At 71.0% G+C, this 22,930-nt stretch carries 19 protein-coding genes; 11 read left to right on the plus strand and 8 right to left on the minus strand.

Annotated features, from left to right (window positions below; all coding sequences use genetic code 11):
* Nucleotides 1-50: 50 nt before the first annotated feature.
* The 3 genes from MYK68_RS07650 to MYK68_RS07660 are packed head-to-tail and all read left to right on the plus strand — an operon-like array spanning nucleotide 51 to nucleotide 5,279.
* Nucleotides 51-2,333: a glycerol-3-phosphate 1-O-acyltransferase gene (locus MYK68_RS07650; protein ID WP_247867282.1), complete on the plus strand. Its 2,283-nt coding sequence runs from the start codon at nucleotides 51-53 to the stop codon at nucleotides 2,331-2,333.
* A complete protein-coding gene (locus MYK68_RS07655; protein WP_247867284.1) occupies nucleotides 2,330-3,838 on the plus strand; it encodes an HAD-IB family hydrolase in 1,509 nt (502 codons plus the stop codon). The genes MYK68_RS07650 and MYK68_RS07655 overlap by 4 nt, the downstream gene beginning before the upstream one ends.
* On the plus strand, nucleotides 3,828-5,279 hold the full coding sequence (locus MYK68_RS07660) for a wax ester/triacylglycerol synthase domain-containing protein (RefSeq protein ID WP_247867287.1): 1,452 nt from the start codon (nucleotides 3,828-3,830) through the stop codon (nucleotides 5,277-5,279). The genes MYK68_RS07655 and MYK68_RS07660 overlap by 11 nt, the downstream gene beginning before the upstream one ends.
* A 68-nt stretch (nucleotides 5,280-5,347) precedes the next feature.
* Here MYK68_RS07660 and MYK68_RS07665 read toward each other — a convergent pair whose 3' ends face one another.
* Entirely contained in the window at nucleotides 5,348-6,829 is a 1,482-nt protein-coding gene (locus tag MYK68_RS07665; protein ID WP_247867293.1) for a pyridoxal phosphate-dependent decarboxylase family protein, read from the minus strand.
* Nucleotides 6,826-8,166, minus strand: coding sequence for an MFS transporter (locus MYK68_RS07670; protein WP_247867295.1), 1,341 nt, complete (start codon nucleotides 8,164-8,166; stop codon nucleotides 6,826-6,828). Before MYK68_RS07670 ends, MYK68_RS07665 begins: the two co-directional genes overlap by 4 nt.
* Nucleotides 8,167-8,345: 179 nt before the next feature.
* On the opposite strand from MYK68_RS07670, the gene MYK68_RS07675 reads away from it, so the two are divergent.
* From MYK68_RS07675 to MYK68_RS07685, 3 genes are all read left to right on the plus strand, one after another.
* Complete coding sequence (locus MYK68_RS07675) at nucleotides 8,346-8,825, plus strand: pyridoxamine 5'-phosphate oxidase family protein (RefSeq protein WP_247867297.1); 480 nt, start codon at nucleotides 8,346-8,348, stop codon at nucleotides 8,823-8,825.
* Nucleotides 8,826-8,871: 46 nt separating this feature from the next.
* The gene (locus tag MYK68_RS07680; RefSeq protein ID WP_247867298.1) at nucleotides 8,872-9,894 is read left to right on the plus strand and encodes an LLM class flavin-dependent oxidoreductase; all 1,023 of its coding nucleotides are present in this window, start codon (nucleotides 8,872-8,874) and stop codon (nucleotides 9,892-9,894) included.
* 142 nt (nucleotides 9,895-10,036) lie between these two features.
* Complete coding sequence (locus MYK68_RS07685; RefSeq protein WP_247867306.1) at nucleotides 10,037-10,360, plus strand: hypothetical protein; 324 nt, start codon at nucleotides 10,037-10,039, stop codon at nucleotides 10,358-10,360.
* 12 nt (nucleotides 10,361-10,372) lie between these two features.
* Here MYK68_RS07685 and MYK68_RS07690 read toward each other — a convergent pair whose 3' ends face one another.
* Together MYK68_RS07690 and MYK68_RS07695 are read right to left on the minus strand one after the other, a co-directional pair.
* Entirely contained in the window at nucleotides 10,373-10,627 is a 255-nt protein-coding gene (locus MYK68_RS07690; protein ID WP_247867307.1) for a hypothetical protein, read from the minus strand.
* Between the two features lie 4 nt (nucleotides 10,628-10,631).
* On the minus strand, nucleotides 10,632-11,327 hold the full coding sequence (locus MYK68_RS07695; protein ID WP_247867311.1) for a helix-turn-helix transcriptional regulator: 696 nt from the start codon (nucleotides 11,325-11,327) through the stop codon (nucleotides 10,632-10,634).
* A gap of 398 nt (nucleotides 11,328-11,725) precedes the next feature.
* On the opposite strand from MYK68_RS07695, the gene MYK68_RS20830 reads away from it, so the two are divergent.
* From MYK68_RS20830 to MYK68_RS07715, 4 genes are all read left to right on the plus strand, one after another.
* Nucleotides 11,726-12,142 (plus strand): alpha/beta fold hydrolase, encoded by a 417-nt coding sequence (locus MYK68_RS20830; RefSeq protein ID WP_349306164.1) that lies wholly within the window; start codon nucleotides 11,726-11,728, stop codon nucleotides 12,140-12,142.
* Between the two features lie 138 nt (nucleotides 12,143-12,280).
* A complete protein-coding gene (locus MYK68_RS07705; protein WP_247867316.1) occupies nucleotides 12,281-12,715 on the plus strand; it encodes a GNAT family N-acetyltransferase in 435 nt (144 codons plus the stop codon).
* 10 nt (nucleotides 12,716-12,725) lie between these two features.
* On the plus strand, nucleotides 12,726-15,341 hold the full coding sequence (locus tag MYK68_RS07710) for a helix-turn-helix transcriptional regulator (protein ID WP_247867317.1): 2,616 nt from the start codon (nucleotides 12,726-12,728) through the stop codon (nucleotides 15,339-15,341).
* Nucleotides 15,342-15,385: 44 nt separating this feature from the next.
* Nucleotides 15,386-16,105, plus strand: coding sequence for a crotonase/enoyl-CoA hydratase family protein (locus MYK68_RS07715; RefSeq protein WP_247867968.1), 720 nt, complete (start codon nucleotides 15,386-15,388; stop codon nucleotides 16,103-16,105).
* A gap of 84 nt (nucleotides 16,106-16,189) precedes the next feature.
* Here the strand turns inward: MYK68_RS07715 and MYK68_RS07720 are convergent, their stop codons facing one another.
* Nucleotides 16,190-17,194: an isopenicillin N synthase family dioxygenase gene (locus MYK68_RS07720; protein ID WP_247867319.1), complete on the minus strand. Its 1,005-nt coding sequence runs from the start codon at nucleotides 17,192-17,194 to the stop codon at nucleotides 16,190-16,192.
* 91 nt (nucleotides 17,195-17,285) lie between these two features.
* Between MYK68_RS07720 and MYK68_RS07725 the strand changes: the two genes are divergently transcribed.
* The gene (locus tag MYK68_RS07725) at nucleotides 17,286-17,696 is read left to right on the plus strand and encodes a rhodanese-like domain-containing protein (RefSeq protein ID WP_247867321.1); all 411 of its coding nucleotides are present in this window, start codon (nucleotides 17,286-17,288) and stop codon (nucleotides 17,694-17,696) included.
* A 7-nt stretch (nucleotides 17,697-17,703) separates the two neighbouring features.
* On the opposite strand, the gene nuoN is transcribed toward MYK68_RS07725, so the two are convergent.
* From nuoN to nuoL, 3 genes are read right to left on the minus strand one after another with little or no spacing between them, the layout of a single operon-like run.
* Nucleotides 17,704-19,413, minus strand: a complete 1,710-nt coding sequence (gene nuoN, locus MYK68_RS07730) for an NADH-quinone oxidoreductase subunit NuoN (RefSeq protein ID WP_247867322.1) — start codon at nucleotides 19,411-19,413, stop codon at nucleotides 17,704-17,706.
* The gene (locus MYK68_RS07735) at nucleotides 19,410-20,987 is read right to left on the minus strand and encodes an NADH-quinone oxidoreductase subunit M (RefSeq protein WP_247867323.1); all 1,578 of its coding nucleotides are present in this window, start codon (nucleotides 20,985-20,987) and stop codon (nucleotides 19,410-19,412) included. The genes nuoN and MYK68_RS07735 overlap by 4 nt, the downstream gene beginning before the upstream one ends.
* Nucleotides 20,984-22,927 carry an NADH-quinone oxidoreductase subunit L gene (gene nuoL, locus MYK68_RS07740; RefSeq protein ID WP_247867326.1) on the minus strand — a complete coding sequence of 648 codons (1,944 nt, stop codon included), beginning with the start codon at nucleotides 22,925-22,927 and terminating at the stop codon, nucleotides 20,984-20,986. Before nuoL ends, MYK68_RS07735 begins: the two co-directional genes overlap by 4 nt.
* Nucleotides 22,928-22,930: the final 3 nt, after the last annotated feature.

A 22,930-nucleotide genomic window follows, 5' to 3' on the forward strand; every position in this document is an offset into this window, starting at 1 on the left:
GCGATGACGACGAGAGCGAAGCGGGACAGCGGTGAATCGGAGGACGAACTTTGAGCACGATCGTGCTGGCGGATGCGCGGACGGACTGTGAGCGGCAGGCGATCAACGAGTGGGCCGCGGCCAGCCACCCCGGCGCGCGGATCCTCGGTCTCGGACAACTCGATCTGGAGCGGCTGCTGCCGGACACCGAACTGATCCCCGCGAAAGTGGTCTGGCTGCCCCCGGTGCGGCGCGGCGAGCGGCGGGTGTCGCTGGCCGATGCGGTGGTGCTGTCGAACCCGCGCCGTCCCCCGGCGTTCCGGCAACCGGCGATCCGCAAACGCTTTCCGGACCGGGTGCGGGTGGTGGAAGGCGAGTCGGCCACACTCGGTGAGCTGCGTGAACGCTACGGCGAGCAGCAGGCCGAGGGCGAGTCGTTCCAGGCCTTCGTCGGGATGCGTGCGGCGCTGGCCGCCGAGCGCGCCGAACTGCAGCTCGTCGGGGACCGCTACAAGGTGCCGCGCCTGGTCGCCGAGCAGATCAGCTCGTCGGCCCGATTCCAGACCGCGATCACCGAGCTGGCCACTCAGCTCGGCCGGCCGGCCGCGTCGGTCGCCCAGGAGGCGACCGACAAGATGAGCTCGTTCGTCGCCACCCAGAGCCGGTTGATGCGCGACGTCTTCACCTCCACCTTCCGTGGGCTGTACGAGCGGGCGTGGACCGTCTCGGCCGATCTCGACGGCCTGGGCCGGCTGCGCGAACTCAACAAGTCGTCGTCGCTCATCTTCCTGCCCTCGCATCGCTCGTACGTCGACACCATGGTGCTGGGCAGCGTGCTCGACGAGCACGACTTCCCGCCGAACCTGGTGCTCGGCGGCAACAATCTGGCGTTCTGGCCGATGGGGCCGATCGCGCAGCGGGCCGGCACCATCTTCATCCGCCGCCAGTTCGGGTCCGATCCGGTCTACAAGCTCGCGATGCGCTCCTATCTCTCGTTCATCGTGGAGAAGCGGTTCAACCTGGAGTGGTACATCGAGGGCGGCCGCAGCCGCACCGGCAAGCTGCGCCCGCCGATGCTCGGCCTGCTCGCCTATGTGGCCGACGCGGTGGAGAACCTCGACGGCGCCGACGCGACGATCGTGCCGACGTCCATCGTCTACGACCAGCTCCCGGAGATCGCGGTGATGGCCAAGGAGTCGGCGGGCGGCACCAAACGGCCCGAGGACCTCAAATGGCTGCTCCGCTACGCGCGCGGACAGCGTGTGCACCGCGGGCAGGCGCATGTCCGGTTCGGCGAGCCCTTCTCGCTGCGCGCCGCGCTCGACGCCGCCGGCGACGGCCGGGCCCGGTTGGAGAAGGTCGCGTTCAAGGTGATGGACGAGATCAACGCCGCCACCCCGATCTCGGCGACCTCGCTGGCCGGATTCGCGTTGCTCGGCGCCGCCGACCGCGCCTATACGGCCACCGAGGTCGAGGTGATCCTCGCGCCGCTGCTGACCTACATCGACGACCGCGGGCTTCCGGGGCCGGACCCGATGCTCTGCCGCGGCCTCGGCCTGCTGCGGACGCTCGGCGAGCTCACCGATGCGGGCGTGCTGACCGCGTTCGACGGCGGGCCCGAGCAGGTCTGGTCCATCGCCCCGGACAATCACGCGATCGCCGCCTACTACCGCAACGGCGCCCTGCATCACTTCGTCGACCGCGCGATCGTCGAGCTGGCGATGCTGGCCGTCGCCGACGGCACCGTACGTCCGGACGGGCTCAGCCCCGGTGGCGTCGTCGACTACGGCGCGCTGCTGACCGTGTCGCAGGCGGAGGCGCTGCGGCTGCGTGACCTGCTGAAATTCGAATTCTTCTTCCCGGCCAAGGAGGAGTTCCTGCACCGGCTCGGTGCCGAACTCGACCTGATCTCGTCCGAGTGGCGGGATGTGGAACCGTCTCGCGAATGGGTGTACGACGTGCTCTTCGCAAACGCCGGGAAACTGCTGGCGCGGCGGACCCTGCAGACCTTCTTCGACGCCCAGCTGGTGGTCGCCACGCATCTGACCACCCTCGGCCACGACTCGCTCGACAAGGAGACCGTATTGATCGACTGCCTCGGTCTGGGCCGGCAACTCTCCCTGCAGGGGGTGATCCTGAGTAAGGATTCGGTGTCGAAGGACATGTACGACGCGGCCTACCGCCTGGCGGAGAACCGCGGTGCGATCGGCGACGGGCCGGTCGACGAGCAGGTGGCGGCCCGGACGGCGTGGCTCGCCGAGGTGGAGGAGTTGCGTGTCCGGCTGGCCCGGATCGCGGCGATCGAGGCCGAACAGGCGAATGCGCCGGTGACCGCCGGACAGGAGCCGCGATGAGCCCGCTCTCCGAACGACTCGCCCAGATCCGTTCGGCCCCGGCCGGGGACCGGGTGTGCGCGTTCTTCGACTACGACGGCACGCTGATCGACGGCTTCTCGGCCGCGGACATCCTGCGCGAGCGGGTCCGCACCCTCGATTTCACCGCCGGTGAGCTGCGCGACGGCCTGATGATCGCACTCCGCGGCTGCTACTCCGAGCAGGACTACGCCGAGGTGCTCAAGGCCACCCGGCCGGCGTTCGAGGGCAAGACCTACGACGAGCTGATGGCCGAGGGCCGCAAGCTGTTCAAGAACGTCACCGCCGCCAAGCTGCGGCCGCAGATGTGGCAGATCATCCGCGCGCACCGGGCGCGCGGACACCGGATCGTGATCGCCTCGTCGGCGACGCGTTTCCAGATCGAGCCGATCGCCGCCGAGATCGGTGCCGACCGGGCGCTCGCGACCGACATCGAGGTGGTGGACGGCATCGTGACCGGCCGGGTGCTCGGCCGTCCGCTGTGGGGTCCGGGCAAGGCGGCCGCGGTGCGCCGCCTGGCCCGCGAATGGGATCTGGACCTGGCGTCGTCGTTCGCGTACAGCGACGGCAACGAGGACGTGCCCTATCTGGAATCGGTCGGCAATCCGGCGGCCGTCTCGCCGCAGCAGGGGCTGCGCGGGGTGGCCGAGGAGCGCGGCTGGCCGATTCTGGACCTGCGCAATCCCACCTACAACACGGTGGGGAAGGCGGTGCGGACCGCCGCGTTCTACGGGTCGTTCCTCGGCGGCGCCGCGGTGGGCTTCGGCAAGTCGCTGGTCTCCTCCGACCGCACCGGCGCCATGCAGTCGGCCGTCTCCGCCGGGCTCGACGTCGGATTCGCGCTCGCCGGGGTCGACGTGGACGTGCTCTCCGGACGGGAGTACCTGACCGCGGCGCGGCCGTGCGTGTTCGTCTTCAACCATCAGTCCAAGCTCGACCTGCCGGTGATGATCCATCTGGTGCGCGGCGACGCGACCGGGGTGGCGAAGAAGGAGGTCGGGCAGCTGCCGGTGTTCGGGCAGATCCTCGACGCCGGCGGCGTGGTGTTCATCGACCGCGCCGATGCGGGCAAGGCCATCGAGCAGCTCGCGCCGGTCGTCGAGAAGATCCGCGACGAGAAGGTGTCGCTGGTGGTGGCGCCGGAGGGCACCCGCTCGGCGACGCCGCGGATCGGGCCGTTCAAGAAGGGGCCGTTCCACATCGCGATGCAGGCCGGGGTGCCGGTGGTGCCGGTGGTGCTGCGGAATGCGGGCGAGGTGATGTGGCGCGGTTCGCAGCTGATCCAGCCGGGCGTCGTGGAGGTGCGCGTGCTGCCGCCGATCGACACCTCGTCGTGGCAGCCGGACACGGTCGCCGAGCATGCCGAGCAGGTGCGGGAACAATTCCTGCAGGCGCTGGCCGACTGGCCGGTGACCGCGTTCGACGACGGGCGGCTGACCCGGACGATGGGAGTGTTCGAGTGGCAGGAGTCCGGCGATGACGAGTGAGCAGACGGGCGGTTCCGTCGATAAACCGATCGACTGGGGCACCGACACGCGGATGAGTCCGGTCGACACGGTGATGTGGCGCGGCGACGCCGACCGCAATCTCCGGTCGACCATCAGCATGCTCGAGCTGTGGGACTGCACCCCGGACTGGGATCGTCTGGTGGCCGCGCACGAGTGGGGGAGCCGGATGGCGCCGCGCTTCCGGCAGCGGGTGATCGAGGCGCCGCTGCAGGCCGGGCCGCCCAGCTGGGCGGTGGACCCAGACTTCGACCTGCACTACCACCTGCGGCGGATCCGGGTCGGCGGAGATGGCTCGATGCGCGAGTTGCTGGCCACCTGCGAACAGCTCGCGATGACGCCGCTCGATCCGCGGCGGCCCCCGTGGGAGGGCTACCTGATCGAGGGACTGCCCGACGGGAAGTCGGCGTACTTCCTCAAGGCCCACCACGCGCTGACCGACGGCCTGGGGGCGATCATCGCGCTCGCCCAGCTGCATTCGCCGACCCGCGACCCGATTCCCGGTAAACCGCAGCCGCCGGCCCCGGAGGTCCACGAGCCGTCGGCCCTCGACGTGCTCGGCACGCAACTGGTGGAGGAGGCGCGACGGGTCCCGCGGCTGGCGGGCATCGCCCTGGAGGGGGTGCTGTCGTTGCGGAAGCCGAAGAGGGCGCTCTCGAATGTGCTCCGGTACGGGCGGTCGGTGCCGCGCGTCGCCGGACTGGTGAGCCCGCCCGGATCCCCGCTGTTGGCCGGACGCAGCGGGTCGTGGCGGTTCGCGGCGTTCGAGGTGCCGTTCGGCAGTCTCAAGGCGGCGTCCGCAGCGACCCACGCCTCCATCAACGACATCTACCTGGGCAGCCTGGTCGGGGCGTTCCGCAAGTACCACGAGCGCAACGGCACCATGGTCGACGCGATCCCGGTGGCCATCCCGATCTCGGTGCGCGCCGAGGGCGATGTCGGCGGCGGCAACCGGATCGCGGTGGGCCGGCTCGCCGGCCCGGTCGGCATCGACGACCCCTTCGAGCGGGTACTGACGTGTCGTGAGCAGGTGCGGGCGGCACGCAACGAACCTGCGGTCGACGTCTTCAACACCGCCGGGCCGGTCCTAGCGTGGATGCCCGGACAACTCCTGGCGCAGTTCAGCGGCACCACGGCCGGCAACGACCTGCAGGCCAGCAACGTCCCCGGCATCCCCTGGGACACCTACGTGGCCGGCGCCAAGGTGGAGCGGATGTTCCCGTTCGGCCCGCTGCCGGGCTGCGCTGTGATGGCCACGATGATCACCCACAACGGCGTCGCCTGCCTGGGACTGAACTTCGACGCCGCCGCGATCACCGATCCGGAACTGTTCGCCGAGTGCATGGTGGAGGGCTTCGACGAGGTGATCGACCTGGCGGGCGACGACGCCGCATCCCTGCCCCGGATGACCCACCTGGCCTGACCCCGGCACCCTGTGCCTGATGGTCGAGCGAGGTACATGCTGGGTCGACCGTCCGGGGCCGCCGACCTTCAGGGGTTGCCGTAGGCGGCGAGGAATTCGGTCAGCATCCGCGCGGTCACCGGGCGTGGCAGGGACTCGATGGCGGCGATGATCGCCGGGGTGTCCAGGGCGTCGGCGGTGGACGAGGGGTCGGTGTGCGGATCGATGCCCGCGCCGATCAGCGCGCTTTCGACGGCGGCGGACGACAGGCCGAGGACGTCGTCGACGCTGACCGCGCCGGAGGCGAGGGCGCCCGACAGCGCGGCGAGCGCCTCCGGCGGCGTGGCCGGGGGAAGACCGCGGGCGTCGTCCGCGGCCTCGCGGAGCGCGGTGACGAGTTCGGGCAGGACCCGTGCGGTCACCGGGGTGACGGTCAGGTGGGTGCTGGCGGGCAGGACCGTGCCGTCGGCCTGGGTGTACCGCGGCTGAGCCTGGAGGGTGAAGCCCCGCTCGGCGACGGCGACCGCCCACCGATGTGGATCGATCGGCGCGGCGGCGGCCTCGTCGGCGACGACGGCGAACACCGGTCCGGCCGGCTCGCCGGTCACGCGCAGCCCGTCGATCTCGCCGACCGCGGTGCGGAGCGCGGTCACCGCCGTGGCGATCCGGGCCACCAGACCGGCGAAGCCGTCGGGTCCGAGGTACTCGGCGATGGCCCAGGCCGCGGCGAGTCCGGCCGCCGACCGGGAGCCGAGGAGTGTCGGGTTGACGACCGGATAGCCGGGCCAGTCGGTGGTGGCGAAGAATCCGGCGCGGTGCCGGTCGCGATCGGCGTGCAGGATCACCGACGCGCCCTTGGGCGCGTAGCCGTACTTGTGCAGATCGGCCGAGATACTGCTGACGCCAGGTACGCGGAAGTCCCACGCGGGCAACGCTTCCGGCCACCAGGCGAGGGCGAAACCGCCGAGACAGGCGTCGACGTGCAGCGGCAGTCCGCGGCCGAGAGCGAGTTCGCCGAGTTCGGCGATCGGGTCGAGGGCTCCGGTCGGGTAGTTGGGTGCCGAGGCCACCAGCAGGAAGGTGTCGTCGTCGATCGCGGCCGACATCGCGGCGGGGGTCACCCGGGTGGTGACCGGGTCGACCGGTACGCGGATCGCACGGATGCCCAGAAGCCGTGCGGCCTTGTCGAACGCGGCATGCGCGGTCGACGGCAGCACGATCGAACCGGTCCCGGGCGGGAGTCCGGCGTGATCGCGCGCCGCCTTCACCGCGAGAATGCAGCTCTCGGTCCCGCCCGAGGTGACCGAGCCGACCGCCGACGGACCGTGAAAGGCGGTGCGCGCGAACGAGATCAGATCGCGTTCCAGGGCGGCGACCGATCCGAACACCGTCGGGTCCAGGCCGTTGACCGGCTGCACCAGTGCCGCCGCCTGGGCGGCCAGGGCGTCGAGCTCGGCGAGCCCGGAGTCGTAGACGTAGGAGAGGACGTGGCCGCCGTGGGTGGGGGCATCGGTGGCGCGGCGCCGGGCGAGTTCGGCGAGGACGTCGTCGGGGGTACGGCGGCTGGTCATGCGGGGGCGCTTTCTTCGGTGGTGTCGTCGCCGTAGCGGGACAGGACGGCGAGACTGATCGCGATCAGGACGGCGGGCAGCGCGGCGAAGCCGAGGATGATGCCGATCTCGGCGCTGCGTGGCTGGACGGCGGTCTCGCCGGAGGTCGAGGAGACGAACCCGGTGGCGGCGAGAACCAGCAGGTACAGGCCCGGTCCCACGGCCAGGCCGAGGGTTTCGGCGGCCGTCCAGAGTCCGGACAGCGCACCGCCGGTGTCCCGGCCGTGGATCCGGGAATGCTCGTCGATCACGTCGGGCAGCATGGCGAGCGGAAAGGTCTGCATCCCGGCGTAGCCGACGCCGCAGATCGCGACCGGTGCGAGCACCCAGATCCCGGGGACCGGCACGGCGAGCGCGATCGACAGCGCGGCGAGCATGAACAAGGTCGAGGCGAGCACGAGAGCGCGTCGTTTGCCGTGGCGCTTACCGATCCTGACCCAGAACGGCATGACGAGGATCGCGGGTGCGACCAGTGCGGCGAACAGCAGGGTGAGGGCGGACTTGTCATCGATGACGTAGGTGGCGAGGTACTGCGCACCGGCGAGCATCACCGCTGACGCCAGCGCCTGAATCACGAACACCGACACCAGAATCCGGTAGTGGCGGTGGTCCCGCAGCGCGTGGAAGGCGTCGCGGGCGCGGGACCCCGACCGGGCGCCCGCGGTACGCGGCGGTGAGGCGGCCCGGGCCGCGAGACCGGTCGCGGCGGCCATGCCGAGACCGATGATCGCGGCGGTCGCGGCCGCCATGCCCGCGTAGCCGCCGGCGCCGCCGCCGAGCGCGTCCCGGATCGCCGGGGCGCCGGCACCGACCACCAGAATGGTGATCGCGAGGACCGTGATGCGGTCGGAGATCAGCCGGGTGCGCTCGTGATAGTCGGGCGTCAGCTCGGCGGGCAGGGCGATGTACGGGACCTGGAAGCAGGCGTAGGCGAGCGCCGTCAGCGAGAAGAAGATCAGCACCCAGAGTGCGGCCAGGGCCGGGGCGGTGCCGGAGGGTACGCAGAAGGTGAGTACGAAGAGCGGCACGATCGTCGCCGCACCGATCCACATCAGGCGGGTGCGTCGTCCATGGCGCGCGAGATCGTGGTCGCTGCGGGCGCCGATCAGCGGGTTCACCGCCACATCGATCGCTTTCGGGATCACCACGACGATCGACGCGAGGAGCGCGCCGACGCCCAGAGAGTCGGTCAGGTAGTAGGCGAGGACCAGCCCGGGCAGGACGCCGAAGGCGCCGGTGCCGACGCTGCCGGCCGCGTAGCCGAGGGAGACGCGGCGCGCCAGGCTCGCGTCGTTCACCGGCTGCCCGTCGTCGGGAATTCGGACCTCATACCCGGGGACAGTAGCGAATCGGGCGCGCGAAGGTGCGGGGAGCCTCCAACTTCGATACAATTACGTATTGAATGGCATCCGGAGGGCGTCGGGGGTCCGCCGGATGCCGTGCACCACCCGCGCGATCGGCACTAGTCTCGTAAGGCATGGGTCAACCGGAATCCGAGGCTCAGCCGCTCGTGACGCACGACGTGCGCGCGATGATCGAACGGCAGCGGCTCTGCTACGTCGCCACCGCCAGTGCCGACGGCGAGCCGAATCTCAGTCCGAAGGGCTCGCTGAAGGTGATCGACGACGGCCACGTCGCGTTCGCCGACATGGCCTCGCCCCGGACCGTCGCGAATCTCCGGGAGAACCCGCGGCTGGAGATCAACGTGGTCGATCCCTTTCTGCGGCGCGGCTACCGGATTCGCGGGACGGCCGTGGTGACCGACGACCCCGCGCTGCTTGCGACCGTCGGCGCCGGCCTCGGCGCCGAATACCCGGTGAAGCGGGCGGTGCTGGTGACCGTCGCCGGAGTCCGGCCCGTGGACAGTCCCGTCTACCTCTTCCTCGATGCCGATCCGGAGGACGTCCGGCGCGACTGGGAGCGCAACTACGGCTACCGGCGGATCGCGGAGGGCTGAGCACGCCGGCCGGGAATAAGCGGACCGCGGTACGGTTACACCTGTCATGAAGAACATCGGATTCCTTTCATTCGGGCACTGGTCCACCGGGGCCGGTTCGCAGACCCGGAGTGCGGCGGACACGCTGCTGCAGTCCATCGACCTCGCGGTCGCCGCCGAGGAGATCGGCGTCGACGGCGCCTACTTCCGCGTGCACCACTTCGCACGACAACTCGCCTCGCCGTATCCGCTCCTCGCGGCCATCGGCGCGCGGACGTCGCGCATCGAGATCGGCACCGGCGTGATCGACATGCGCTACGAGAACCCGCTGTACGCCGCGGAGGAGGCCGCCGCCGCGGACCTGATCTCCGGCGGGCGGCTGCAGCTCGGTATCTCGCGCGGATCACCCGAGCAGGTGATCGACGGCTACAAGTACTTCGGTTACGTGCCCGGCGAGGGCCAGACCGACGCCGACATGGCGCGGGACCACACCGGGGTGTTCCTGACCGCGATCGAGGGCAGCCGGTTCGCCGAACCCAATCCGCGGCCGATGTTCCCGAATCCGCCGGGCCCCCTCGGCATCGAGCCGCAGTCGCCCGGCCTGCGTGAGCGTATCTGGTGGGGTTCGGGGACCCGGGCGACGGCCGAATGGACCGCGCGCCAGGGGATGAACCTGATGAGCTCGACCTTGCTGACCGAGGACACCGGGATCCCGTTCCACCGGCTGCAGGCCGAACAGATCCACCGCTTCCGCGAGGCGTGGGCGGCGCAGGACTGGGGCTGGGAGCCCCGGGTCTCGGTGAGCCGCAGTATCTTCGCGCTGGTCGACGACCGCGATCGTGCCTACTTCGGTATCCGGCGCGGTGACGACCAGGACCAGGTGGGCTATCTCGACGGGGGAGCCGCACGGTTCGGCCGGTCGTACGCGGCCGAGCCCGACCAGCTCGTCGAACAACTCCGTGAAGACGAGGCGATCGCCGCGGCCGACACGCTGCTGCTCACCGTGCCCAACCAGCTCGGCGTGGACTACAACGTGCATGTGCTGGAGTCGATCCTGACCCACGTGGCCCCGGAGCTCGGCTGGCGCTGAGCCCGCGACTCCGCCCCGGAACCACCGGCCGCGCCCGCTCGCAGTCGGCTAGGGTTCCGCGGATGGGGTCGATGAAGGACGGTGGCGCAGCGGCAGAACGACGACACCGCCGGATGGCAGCCCTCAGTGCGCGGGGAAGGCGATGCGCCGCGGCGACGTCTGCGAGTCGTTGAATGGCGACGTGGTCGTCGACACGCGAAGCTACGACCAGATGACGGGGACCTTCGAGAAGCACCCGGTGGCGTGGGGATTCACGCTGGTGGTGCGCGTCTTCGCGCTGCTGGTGATCGTTCCCGTGATCTCCGAACGCGTGCGGGGGCGCACGCCGACCCGGGCCGACGTCGCCCGAGCACCTCATGATCCGGAGGCCGCGAAGTGTCTCGCGGTGCTCGACGCCGGAGCGGCCGCGGTCGCGCGTCGCAACCGATTCCAGATCGTGGGCCGGGCGGCAGTGGTCGAAATCTAGTGTCGCGTGACACTAGTACGGGATGCCGCGATTCCAGCCCGGCTTCACCACGAGGAGGTCGTCGTTGCGTCGGTCGCGGCAGTCGTCGAGAAGAGACTGCGCGGTCGACGGATCTGCGAGGAACGTGTCGTACTGCGCCGGTGTAAGGCGGTAGTACTCCTCGTAGTCGACGACGCCGATCGTCACCGGGAAGTAGTCGCCGGACTCCACGTCGGTGCCGAGGGAGAACCGGAGTTCCCGGCAGAAGGACGTCGTCTGGAACCGCATCGCGTCAGCCTGATCCGTGCACCGGCCGGGCCGTCGGCGGTGGAGCGCCGATCTCCTGGATGTCGTGGGCGCCACAGGGTGCCTTGGTCAGGGTGGCGTGCTCGATGCGTGTGATGAGAAACCAGCGCATCGCATTCCGCAGATGACACCAGCCGATGAGATACCAGCGCCCGTTCGCGGCGGCGAAGATCACCGGTTCCACCTCGCGGGTGGTCGTGTCGCCCTCCCGCGAGGTGTAGCGGATGCGGACGATCCGCTGCTCTGCCATCGCTTCTTCGAGTGCTGACTTCACGACCCTCGAGGGAGCCGGCTCCCCGTCGACCCAGATACGGCGCGCGAGCCGATCCGCCTTCTCACGTGTGCGAGGGTCGAGAACATCCATGATCTTCCGGATGCCGGCCGAGGCCAGGTCAGCGTAGGGCGCGTCGGGCGCGGCCGAGATCGCGGCGAGGAGGGCCACCGCCTGCGCTGGGCTCAGGCTGATGGGCGGGAGGTTGGAGACCGCGGACACGCCGTATCCACCGCCCGGTCCGGGGCGCGACCAGATCGGTGTCCCACTGTTCTCCAGCGCATCGAGGTCTCGCTTGATCGTGCGTACGGACACGCCGAAATCCGCTGCCAACCGTTCCGCCGTGCGTCCACGCGCACCGCTCCGCCGTAGTGCCTCCGACAGCGCGTGGAGCCGTTCCGCTCGCTTCATTCTTCAATCTCCCTCAAACCATGCCAGAAATAGTGACATGCCGTTGTCCGGGGGCACGGGAAGGATGGCGGAATGACGACGAACACGAGCGGTCCCGGCCGCCCTCTGATCCCCGGCCTCCTGCTGATCCCCGGCCACTGGCTGGGTGCGTGGGCCTGGGATGAGGTGTTGAACAACTGACCGAGCTGGGCTGCGAAGCGACGGCGCTGACCCTGCCCGGTCTCGACCGGAACGACCCCGATCGCGCTTCCCGGACACTCGATGACCAGGTAGCGGCGATCGAGCAGGCCATCGCCTCGACTGCCGGGCCCGCGGTCATCGTGGCCCACAGCGGGGCCAACGCGCCGGTGAGCGTCGTGCTGGATCGGCACCCCGAGCGGGTGCGCCGAGTGGTGTAGGTGGACAGCGGTCCCGCCGCCTCGGGAACGGCGTTCGCCCCGGACTTCCCCGAGGGGACGGAGGGACTTCCGCTGCCGCCCTTCGAGGTGCTCCGAGAGCAGGCGAGCACCGAGGGGCTCGGCACCGGCGTGCTTGAGTGTTTCCGTACCCGGGCCGTCCCCGAGCCGGGTCCGGTACTGCGGCAGAGCGTGGAACTCGCGAACGACGAGCGCTTCGATGTGCCCACCACCTTCGTGTGCTGCTCGATGCCGAGCGCGCAGCTGCGGGAACTGGTGACGGCCGGTCATCCGATGTTCGCCGAGGCCGGTCGTCTCCGGAACGTCGAGTACGTCGACCTCCCGACGGGCCACTGGCCGATGTGGAGCCGGCCCGCCGATCTCGCCCGGATTCTCGCCGGCCTCTCCACCGCGAGCTGACCCGACCATCGCCCGGCACCCACCTCGATCCCGCGAATGCGATGATGGGGCCATGCCCACGCCCGAGCATGCGCTGACCATCCGCCCCTGCCACGGCTCCGCGGAGTATCCGGTGCTCGTGGAGATCTGCGGAGCGCCGTGCGCGCGACTCACGACTTCCTCGAGGACGCCGACTTCAAGAGAATCGAAGGCAGCCTGTGCGCTCGGTACTTTCCGGCCGTCTCGCTCCTCATCGCCGAGCGTGACGGTGTGCCGGTGGGCTTCGCGGGAGTCGCCGGGGGGAGTCTGGAGATGCTGTTCGTGTCGAACTCGTCCCGCGGCATGGGAGTGGGAACGGCGCTGCTCACCGAGGTGATCGCCGACTACGGCGTCACTACAGTGGACGTCAACGAACAGAACCCGAGTGCACTGAGGTTCTACCTCGATCGAGGTTTCGTGCAGATCGGCCGGAGCGAGTTCGACGGCGATGGCCGTCCGTATCCGCTCCTGCACTTGGCGATTCCCGCCCGAGCCCCCGAACAGGATGTTCACATCCGCGTCGAACCCTCGCTGGCGCCGGGTTTGCGGACTTAGAATTCCGGGTATGGCTACGTCCTGGCCGCTCATCGAGCGCGAGCACGAGTTCGCCTCCATCCGCAACGCTCTGAGTGGCGCCGACGGCGGGATCATCCTGACCGGCGAGGCGGGCGTCGGAAAGACGACCCTGGCGCGCCACGCCGTGACCGAACTCGGTCTCCGGGTCCGCTGGGTCGCGGGCACCGAGTCCGCGCGCAGCATCCCGATGGGCGTCTTCGCGCACCTCGTCGGGGCGGGAGCGTCGAACGACCCCGTCTCGTATCTCTCGACCGCCCGCGAATCGCTGCTCGCCGACGGGCCGGTGGTGGTCGGCGTCGACGACGCCCACCTGCTCGACACCCTGTCCGCGACACTGCTGCACCAGCTCGCGATCGACCGGGCCGTGCGCATCATCGCCACCGTCCGCAGCGGCGAGACGGTCCCCGACGCGGTCACCTCCATGTGGAAGGACGGGCATCTCGCGCGGATCACGCTCGTCCCGTTCACCAAACAGCAGAGTGTCGACCTGGTGGAGAGCGTCCTCGGCGGTCAGCTCGAGGGCCTGTCGGCCGAACGCATGTGGACCGCGTCCGGCGGCAACGCCCTGTTCCTGCGTCACCTGGTGCAGGGCGCCCTCGAATCCGGGGCGCTGCGGCAGGTCGAAGGCGTGTGGCAACTGCGCGGGCGCGCCGGGATCACCTCCGAACTCGCCTCCCTCCTCGAGGACCGCGTCGACAGGTTCGACGACGACGTGCTCGCGGTCCTCAAACTGCTCGCCGTCTGCGAACCCCTCGACCTCGACCTGCTCAGCGACCAGACGGGGGCGGAAGCGGTGGAGGAGGCCGAACAAGGTGGCCTGATCCGCATCACCCAGGACAGCGGTTCGCTCACCGTGTCGTACGCGCATCCGCTGCTCGGCGAGGTGATCCGCCGCCGGCTGGGGCTGGCGTCGTCGCGGCGGCTGCGCGGCCGGCTGGTCCGGGCCCTCTCGGCGCGGACCGCCCTGACCGCGGCGCAGCGTATCCGCCTCGCGCAGCTGGCCCTGGAGAGCGACGAGCACGTGGACCGGGCGGTACTGCTCCGCGCCGCGCAGGACAGCCTGACGCTGGCCGACGTCACCGGCGGGGAACGTTTCGCCCTGGCCGCGCTCGACGCCGGCAACGGGCTGGCGGCCGCGGACCTGCTGGCCCGGGCGCTGATGTGGCAGGGCAAGGCCCGCGAGTCCGACGAGGTGCTGAACGCCTTCGATCCCGCCGAGCTGACTCAGCCGGAAGTGGTGCGGTGGGGTATGCAGCGGATCGGCAACCTGTTCTGGAGCGTCGGCGAGACCGAGGGTGCCGCCCGGGTCCTCGAGCAGGTCCGCGAGTCGATCACCGAGCCGGCGCTGGAGCAGATCGCCGACGGCATCGGTTCGGCGTGCGCCGCCTTCGAGAACGACCTGCCGCGCGCCCTGACCCTGGCCGACCGCGTCCTGAACGCGAAGAACCTGCTGCCGTGGGCCGAGGAGTGGGCGGTCTTCGGCGGGGGCCTCGCGCGGGCGCTGGGCGGCCGCGGCAGCGAGGTGGCGGCGCTCGCCGCGCGCGGCCGTATCGCCGAGGCCCGGACCGACGGAGTGCTGCGGTTCCCGGCCGGCTACGGCGAGATCCTGGCGCTCACCCTCACCGGCCGGTTCGACGACGCCGACCGGGCCGCCGCCCGGTACGACCAGCTCGCCGCCGCCGGCCAGTATCTCGCCTGGGCGCTGGCCGGCACGCACGTCTCGACGGTCGCCCTCGCCCGCGGCGACCTGCCCGCGGTCACCTCGAGACTGGAACAGAGCCTGGCCGCGCTGGCCGGGCAGCGCCGCGTGTCGTGGGTGTTCCCGGCCCGATACGTGCTGGCCCAGGCCTACGCCGGGCTCGGGCAGGCCGCCGAGGCCGACGCGGTGCTCCTCGCCGCCGAGGACGCCTACGGGCCCAACGTCGCCGTCTGCCGCCCGCAACTGCTGCTGGCGCGGGCCTGTCAGCTGGCCGCGGCCGGCGCGGTGACTCCGGCGATCGCCGGTGCGCGGGAGGCGGCGCATGCGGCGCGGGACACCGAGCAGTACGCGGTCGAAGCGCTCGCCCTGCACACCGCCGCCCGGTTCGGCGCCACCGCGCCCGAGGTGGTCGAGCGGCTCGCGGCGCTGGCCGCCCGGATCGACGGTGAACTCGCCCCGGTCTACGCGCGGCACGCCGCCGCGGTCGCGGCGAGCGACGGCGCCGACCTCGACGCGGCCGCCCGCGACTTCGAGCGGATCGGTGCGCTGATGTCCGCCGCGGATGCGGCCGCGGCGGCGGCCACCGCGCACGACCGGGCGGGGCACCGGACCGCGATGGCGGCGTCGTCGGCGGCCGCGGCCCGCCTGTCGGTGGCCTGCGGCGGCCTCCGGACCCCGGCGGTCGTGGCGGCCGCACAGCCGCTGCCGCTCACCGTGCGCGAGCGCGAGATCGCCAGTCTGGTCGCGGTCGGACTGACCAACCGGGAGATCGCCGATCGGCTGGTGGTCTCGGTCCGCACCGTCGAGGGTCACATCTATCGCGCGTGCCAGAAGTTCGACGTCGCCGACCGCGCCGGACTCGCCGACCTGGTCACCGGCCGGAGTGAGGCGGACGGATCCCGGTGAACGATCTGCGCATCGAGGACGACGGCGAGGTCTTCCTGGTCGTGATGAACCGGCCCGACCGGCACAACGCGGTCGACGGCCCGATGGCGGCCGAACTCGCCGCGGCCTTCCGCGCGTTCGGCGACTCCGCGGCGGCGGTGGCCGTGCTCGCCGGTGACGGACCGTCGTTCTGCGCGGGCGCCGACCTCAAGGCGGTGGGCACCGAGCGGGGCAACCGGGTGGACCGATCGGGCGACGGTCCGATGGGGCCGACCCGGCTCGACCTGGACAAGCCGGTGATCGCGGCGCTCCACGGGCACGCCGTCGCCGGCGGTCTGGAGCTGGCGCTGTGGGCCGACCTGCGGGTGGCCGACGAAGAGACGGTGCTGGGCGTGTTCTGCCGCCGGTGGGGTGTTCCGCTCATCGACGGCGGCACCGTCCGGCTGCCGCGGCTCATCGGACACAGCCGCGCGATGGATCTGATCCTCACCGGTCGTCCCGTCGGCGCCGCCGAAGCGCTCGATTTCGGGCTCGTCAACCGCGTCGTGCCGGCGGGGACGGCGCGCGAGGCGGCGGTCGCGCTGGCCCGGGAGATCGCTCGGATGCCGCAGACCTGCCTCCGGGGCGATCGCCGGTCGGCCCGCGATCAGTGGTCCCGCGACGAGCCCGCGGCACTGGCCGCCGAGTTCGAGATCGGCCTGACCTCGTTGCGCGCCGACGGTGTCACCGGTGCCGGTCGGTTCGCCGCCGGTCACGGCCGCGGCGGCTCGTTCGACGACATCTGACGCCGTCCGCCGGTCGAGCTGCGAAACCTCGTGGCGCCGGTCGAGCCTGTCGAAACCTGCTGTGCCGGTTGAGCCTGTCGAAACCTAACGCAGCAGATCGGCGTGGTGGCGGGCGGCGACGTCGGGGTGGGCGCGCAGCCGCGCCTTGAGGATGTTCTCGCCGAAGGTGCCGGAGATCGGATTGGCCGGATCGTCGGTGACACCGCGCGCCTGCGCGGCGAGCTCCGGCGGCAGGGTGATCCGCGGCATGGCCGACGACAGCGCCGGATTGAAGAAGAACGGCACCGACAGCCGCTCGGTCCCCGGGGGCGGCGACTGCACCCGGTGCATGGTCGCCTTCAGATAGCCGTCGGTGGCGTACTCCATCAGCTCGCCGATGTTGACCACGAACGCGTCGTCGATCGGCGGTGCGTCGATCCAGCCGCCGTCGCGGCGCACCTGGAGACCGCCCTTGCCCGGCTCCACCAGGAGCAGGGTCAGCACGCCCGGATCCTTGTGGGCGCCGACGCCCTGCCGGTCGGCCTCGGCATCGCGGCCGGGGTAGCGGACCAGCTTGATCAGGGTCGACGGCCGCTGCGCGAACGCCGGATCGAACACGTCGGCGGGGGCGCCGAGGCTCAGTGCCCACTCCCGCATGAGGCGCAGGCCGAGGGCGCCGCACCGCTCCTGCCAGTCGGTGAGGATCGCCCGGAAGTCCGGGACGCCGGACGGCCACAGATTGGGGCCGTCGAGGCGCAGATACGACGGCTCGGTCCCGAGCGACGGGTATTCGGCCGCGAGGTCGATCTGCTCGCGCCAGTCGATCGCGCCCTGCGTGTACTCGCCGCCGAACCGGGTGTAGCCGCGAAACTGCGGGCTCGCCAGCATCTCGACGGCGAACTTGTCGGCGTCGGGCAGGGCGAAGAAGGCCCGCGCGGTGTCGAACAGGCGGTCGCGGACGTCGCGCCCGATGCCGTGGCCGACGAGGTAGAAGAACCCGACCTCGTGGGTGGCGGTGCGCAGCGCGTCGCGGAACGCCGCGCGATCGGACTCGTCACCGCTCAGCAGCGACATGTCGACGATGGGCAGTTCGGTCAGCACACCGGTCATCGTGATTCCTCTCGTACTCCAGACCCTTCCACGGTAAGCCTTCGCGCACTAGAGTCCAACATAGATACAAGACGTACGCGAGGAGTCTGTCATGTCCCGAGCCCCCGGAAGTCCGCTGCGCCGTCGCGCCGCCGATCTCGTCGCCGAGGCGAACCGGGAGGTGCCGCCGTTGCCGCTCGCCGAGGCGGCCGCACTGCTCGGCGGCGAGTCGGCCGTGTTCGTCGACATCCGGGAACCTCAGGAGTGGGCGCGCGAGGGGGTGATTCCCGGCGCGTACCGGGCGCCACGCGGAATGCTGGAGTTCTGGGTCGACCCGGAGAGCCCGTACTACCGGCCGGCACTGGACGACGGCCGCCGTCTGGTGCTCTACTGCGGATCGGCCTGGCGGTCGGCGCTGGCGGCCGCGAGTCTGCACCGCATGGGCGTGGACGTGACGCACGTGGACGGCGGATTCAGCGCCTGGCGCGCCGCCGGTCTCCCCGTCGAACCGTACGTGCGATAGCCGGCGGTCACCGCAGGAAGGCCGACGCCGAGGAGGCCAGGTCGAGCAGCGGCTGCGGGAACACCCCGACGAACGCGGTGACGGCGGCGCACACGCCGATCGGCACGGTGGTCAGCGCGCTCGGGGTCAGCACCTCCGGCGCGTCGTCCGGTGACGGCGCGAAGAACATCGAGACGATCACCCGCACATAGAAGTACGCGGCCACCGCGCTGCACAACACGCCCACGATCACCAGGGCCCACGCGCCGGTCGCTCCGGCCGCCGCGAAGACCGCGAACTTCCCGATGAATCCGCTGGTCAGCGGGATCCCGGCGAACGACAGCAGAAACAGCGACAGCAGTACCCCGACCAGTGGCCGCCGGCGTCCGAGGCCGGCCCAGGCGTCCAGCCGGGACTCCTCCACGCCGGTCTCATCGCGCACCACCGACAGCAGCGCGAAGCCGCCGAACGCCGCGAACGCGTACGCGGCGACGTAGAACAGGGTCGACGAGATCCCGGCCTCGGTCAGCGTGATCGCACCGACCAGGGCGAAGCCGACGTGCCCGACCGACGAGTAGGCGAGCATCCGTTTGATGTCCTGCTGCGTCACCGCCATCAGCGTGGCGATCACCATCGTCGCGATCGCCACCGCCCACAGCGCGGGCCGCCAGTCGTCGGCCAGCCCGGCGAAGCCGACGTGCAGCACCCGCAGCAGTGCGCCGAACGCGGCGACCTTCGTGGCCGACGCCATCAGCGCGGTCACCGGCGTCGGGGCGCCCTGATACACGTCCGGCACCCACGACCCGAACGGCACCGCCCCCACCTTGAACAGCAGTCCCACGCTCACCCCCACCACGGCGATCAGCGCGAGGGTGTGATCGGCGGACCCGCCGGCGGCGTCATGGGCCCCGCTCCCGGCGGCCAGCGAATGTCCGATCATGCCGAGGTTCAGCGACCCAGTGGCGCCGTAGGCGAACGCCGAACCGAACAGGAAGATCGCCGACGCGAACGCGCCGAGCAGAAAGTACTTGAGCGCGGCCTCCTGGGACAGTAGACGACGACGCCGTGCCAGCCCGCAGAGCAGATACAGCGGCAGGGAGAGCACCTCGAGCGCGACGAACATGGTGAGCAGGTCGCCGCACGCGCCGAACAGCATCATGCCGCCGACGGCGAACAGGGTGAGCGGGAAGACCTCGGTGGTGACCGCGTGGGCGCGGGCGGCGAGCAGCTCGTCGGGGGAGTCCGGAATCGTCGCCGCGGACGGGGTGAACGCGTCCGCGGGCAGATCCGCATCGGCGCCGCCACCGCTGACGACGGCCATCCGCCTGCCCGCGGCCGTGCGGACATCGACCGGTGCCCAGACCCGGTCGAGCCGCCGTTCGGCCATGAACGCGACCGCGGCGAGGGACACCAGCAGGATGGTGCCCTGCAAGAACAGCGTGGGGCCGTCGATCACGACCGCCCCCGACATGGTCGCGGCCGCGTCTGTGGGCATCCCGGTCGCCAGGATCACCACGCGGACGAAGGCGATGACCAGCGCGGCGATCGCGAGCGACACCTGGATGCGGTGCCGCGCCCGGGCGACGGTCGCGGCCGGTGCGCCGGTCGCCCCGGGGGCGACGGCCAGTACCGCCTCGACCAGCACACTCAGCACGGCCACCCCGAACACGACGAGCATCGGTGAGAGCAGCGCGTAGTCGATGGCGGGGGCGTCGATCGCCAGCGGAACAGTGGTCATCGCGGTCCTCCGGCGACACTCGGGTGCGGATCGACGGTGACGACGCTGCTGTGGCCGACCGCCGGATCGACGAAGTTCAGGATCAGCCCGGGGAAGAAGCCGAGTACCAGCAGCGCGGCGATCAGCGGTGCCACCACCGCTTTCTGCCGCACGCTGAGATCGCGGATCGGCCGGCTCGCCCCGCCACCGGCACCGGCCGACGGACCGCCGAACACCCGCTGATAGGTCCACAGGATGTACAGCGCGGACAGCACCAGGGCGAGCGCCGCCAGGATGGCCGCCACCGGATAGCGCACATAGGTGCCGATCAGCACCAGGAACTCGCTGACGAACGGTGCCAGCCCCGGCAGCGAGAGGGTCGCGAGACCGGCGATCAGGAACACCCCGGCCAGCACGGGCGCGGCCCGCTGGATGCCGCCGAAGTCGGCGATCAGCGCGCTGCCGCGCTGCGTCACCAGGAATCCCGCCACCAGGAACAGCGCCGCGGTCGAGATCCCGTGATTCACCATGTACAGCGTCGACCCGGTCTGTCCCTGCGCGGTGAGCGCGAAGATCCCCAGCACGATGAACCCGAAGTGGGAGATCGACGTGTACGAGATCAGCCGCATCAGATCGGTCTGCGCGATCGCCAGCACGGCACCGTAGAGGATCGACACCACCGCGAGCGACGACACCAGGGGGGCGAAGGTCACCGAGGCGTCCGGGAACATTCCGAGGCAGAAGCGGATCATCGCGAAGGTGCCGACCTTGTCCATCACCGCCATCATCATCACTGCGCTCGCCGGGGTCGCGGCGACGGCGGCGTCGGGCAGCCAGCTGTGCAGCGGCCACAGCGGAGCCTTGACCGCGAAGGCGAACAGGAAGCCCAGGAACAGCAGATTCAGCATCATCGGCGACGCTTCGAGGTCCCCCCGCGCGGCCATCTCGCTGATCGCGGTGAACGAGAACGTGCCCGGACCGCTGCGCGCGGTCACCACGTACAGGCCGATCACGGCGGCGAGCATCACCAGACCGCCGAGCAGGTTGTAGAGCAGGAACCGGACCGCGGCGCGGGACCGGAACCGCTCGCCGGCCGCCGACCGGTCAGTGCCGTAGCCGCCGATCAGGAAGTACATCGGGATCAGCATCGCCTCGAACACGATGTAGAAGAGCAGCACGTCGGTGGCGACGAAGCTGATCAGCACCAGTGCCTCGACGGCCAGCAGCAGGGCGACGTAGGTCGCCGCGCCGCGGGCGGTGGTCCGGCCGCTGATGTCGGCGTCACGCCAGCCGGCGAGCAGCAGCAGCGGCGTGAGGCAGGCGGTGAGCAGGATCAGGGCCAGCCCGATGCCGTCGAGCGAGAGCGAATAGCGCGTGCCGATCGCCGGGATCCAGCTGACGTCCTCGGTGAACTGGAAGCGGCCGCCCCCGGCCGAGAAGCGGATCGCGATGACGATGGCCCACCACGCGGTGACCACGCCCGCGCCGAGGCCGATGGCCTTGGCGGTGGTGGGCCGGTCGGCCGGCGCCAGCATCACCAGGACCGAGGCGAGCGCCGGGATCGCCCAGAGAATGGTCAGCCAGGGAACGGTCACAGCGTGCTCACCACCCAGGTGAGGATGCCGATCAGCACCGTTCCGGTCAGGATCGACGCCGCGTACGACCGGACGTACCCGGTCTGCCACCGCCGCGTCACGGTCGAGAGCCCACCGACACCGGCGCCGACCGCGGTCGGGACCTGCGCGAAGCCGTCGTTCTCGATGGCGGCCAGTCCCGCCGTCGCCAACCGTCCCGGGCCCTCGAAGACGGTCTCGTTGAACGCGTCGCCGTAGAGGTCGCGGCGGGCCGCGACGGTCAGGCCGGAGACGTCGTCGGGGGCGGTCACCGGGACCGGTCGTGTGCCGTACTGCCGCCAGGCGATCGCGCCGCCGGCGAGCACCGTCGCCAGCACGATCAGCGTGACCGCCCAGCTCGGCAGCGGGCCCTCGTGATGCGCGGCCTCACCGACGACCGGCGCCAGCCAGTGCGCCACGGTGCCGCCGATCGTGAGCGCCCCGCCGGCGGCCAGCGAGCCGATCGCCAGCAGGATCATCGGCCAGGTCATCGATCGCGGCGCTTCGTGCGGGTGCAGCGGGGACTCGCCGCGCGGCGACCACCGGCGCTCGCCGAAGAAGGTCATCGCCATCACCCGGGTCATGTAGTAGGAGGTCAGCCCGGCCCCGAGCAGCGCGACCACGAACAGGATCGGGCCGCGCGCACCCCCGGCCCCGAAGGCGGCCTCGATGATGCCGTCCTTGGAGAAGAATCCGGAGAACGGCGGGATGCCGATCAGCGCCAGGTACCCGAAGCCGAAGGTGACGAAGGTGACGGGCATGAGTTTCGCGAGCCCGCCGTACCGGCGCATGTCGGTCTCGTCGTTCATCGCGTGCATCACCGACCCGGCGCCGAGGAACAGCCCGGCCTTGAAGAAGCCGTGCGCCACCAGGTGCACGATCGCGACCGCGTAGCCGGCCGGGCCGAGTCCCGCGGCCATCACCATGTATCCGATCTGGCTCATGGTCGACGCGGCGAGCGCCTTCTTGATGTCGTCCTTCGCGCAGCCGATGATCGCCCCGAACAGCAGGGTCACCGCGCCGACCACGAGGACGGCGGTCTGCGCGCCGGGTGCGAGGCCGAACAGCGGCGCCGACCGGGTGATCAGGTAGACGCCCGCGGTCACCATCGTGGCCGCGTGGATCAGCGCCGACACCGGGGTGGGGCCCTCCATCGCGTCGAGCAGCCAGGCTTGCAGCGGTACCTGCGCGGACTTCGCGCAAGCTCCGAGGAGCAGGAGCAGGCAGATCGCGGTGAGCGTGCCCTCCCCGGCGCCCGGTGCCGCGCCGAAGACGTCCGCGAAGCCCACCGTGCCGAAGGTGGTGAACATGATCATCAGGGCGATCGCGAAGCCCACGTCGCCGACTCGGTTGATCACGAACGCCTTCTTCGCGGCCGTCGCCGCGGTCGGCTTGTACTGCCAGAAGCCGATCAGCAGGTACGACGCCAGGCCGACGCCCTCCCAGCCCAGGTAGACGCCCAGATAGCTCTCCGCCAGGACCAGCACCAGCATGGCCGCCAGGAACAGGTTGAGGTAGGCGAAGAATCGCCGCCGGTCCGGATCTGGGCGAGCGGAGCGACGGGAGGTGCCGCCGTTCGCCATGTAGCCGATCGAGTAGACGTGGATCAGGGTGCCGACGACGGTGATCAGCAGCACGAAGCACATCGACAGCTGATCGAGCCGCAGCGCCGCCTCCACGTGGAAGCGCCCGGCGTGGATCCAGGTCCAGCCGCCCGAGACCGCGGCGCGCGCGGGCCCTTCGCGCCCGATCATCGCGATCCACGACGCGACCGCGATCACGGCGGCGGCGCCGGCGAGCAGCGTCGCCAGCAGGTGTCCCCACCGGTCGGTGCGGCGGCCGCCGAGCAGCAGGATCAGCGCGCCCGCGGCGGGCAGGCCGGGGAGCAGCCAGAGCAGATTCCCCCAGAGTCCGGTGGTCATCGC

Source organism: Gordonia sp. PP30 (genome assembly GCF_023100845.1).
Classification (GTDB): Bacteria; Actinomycetota; Actinomycetes; order Mycobacteriales; family Mycobacteriaceae; genus Gordonia.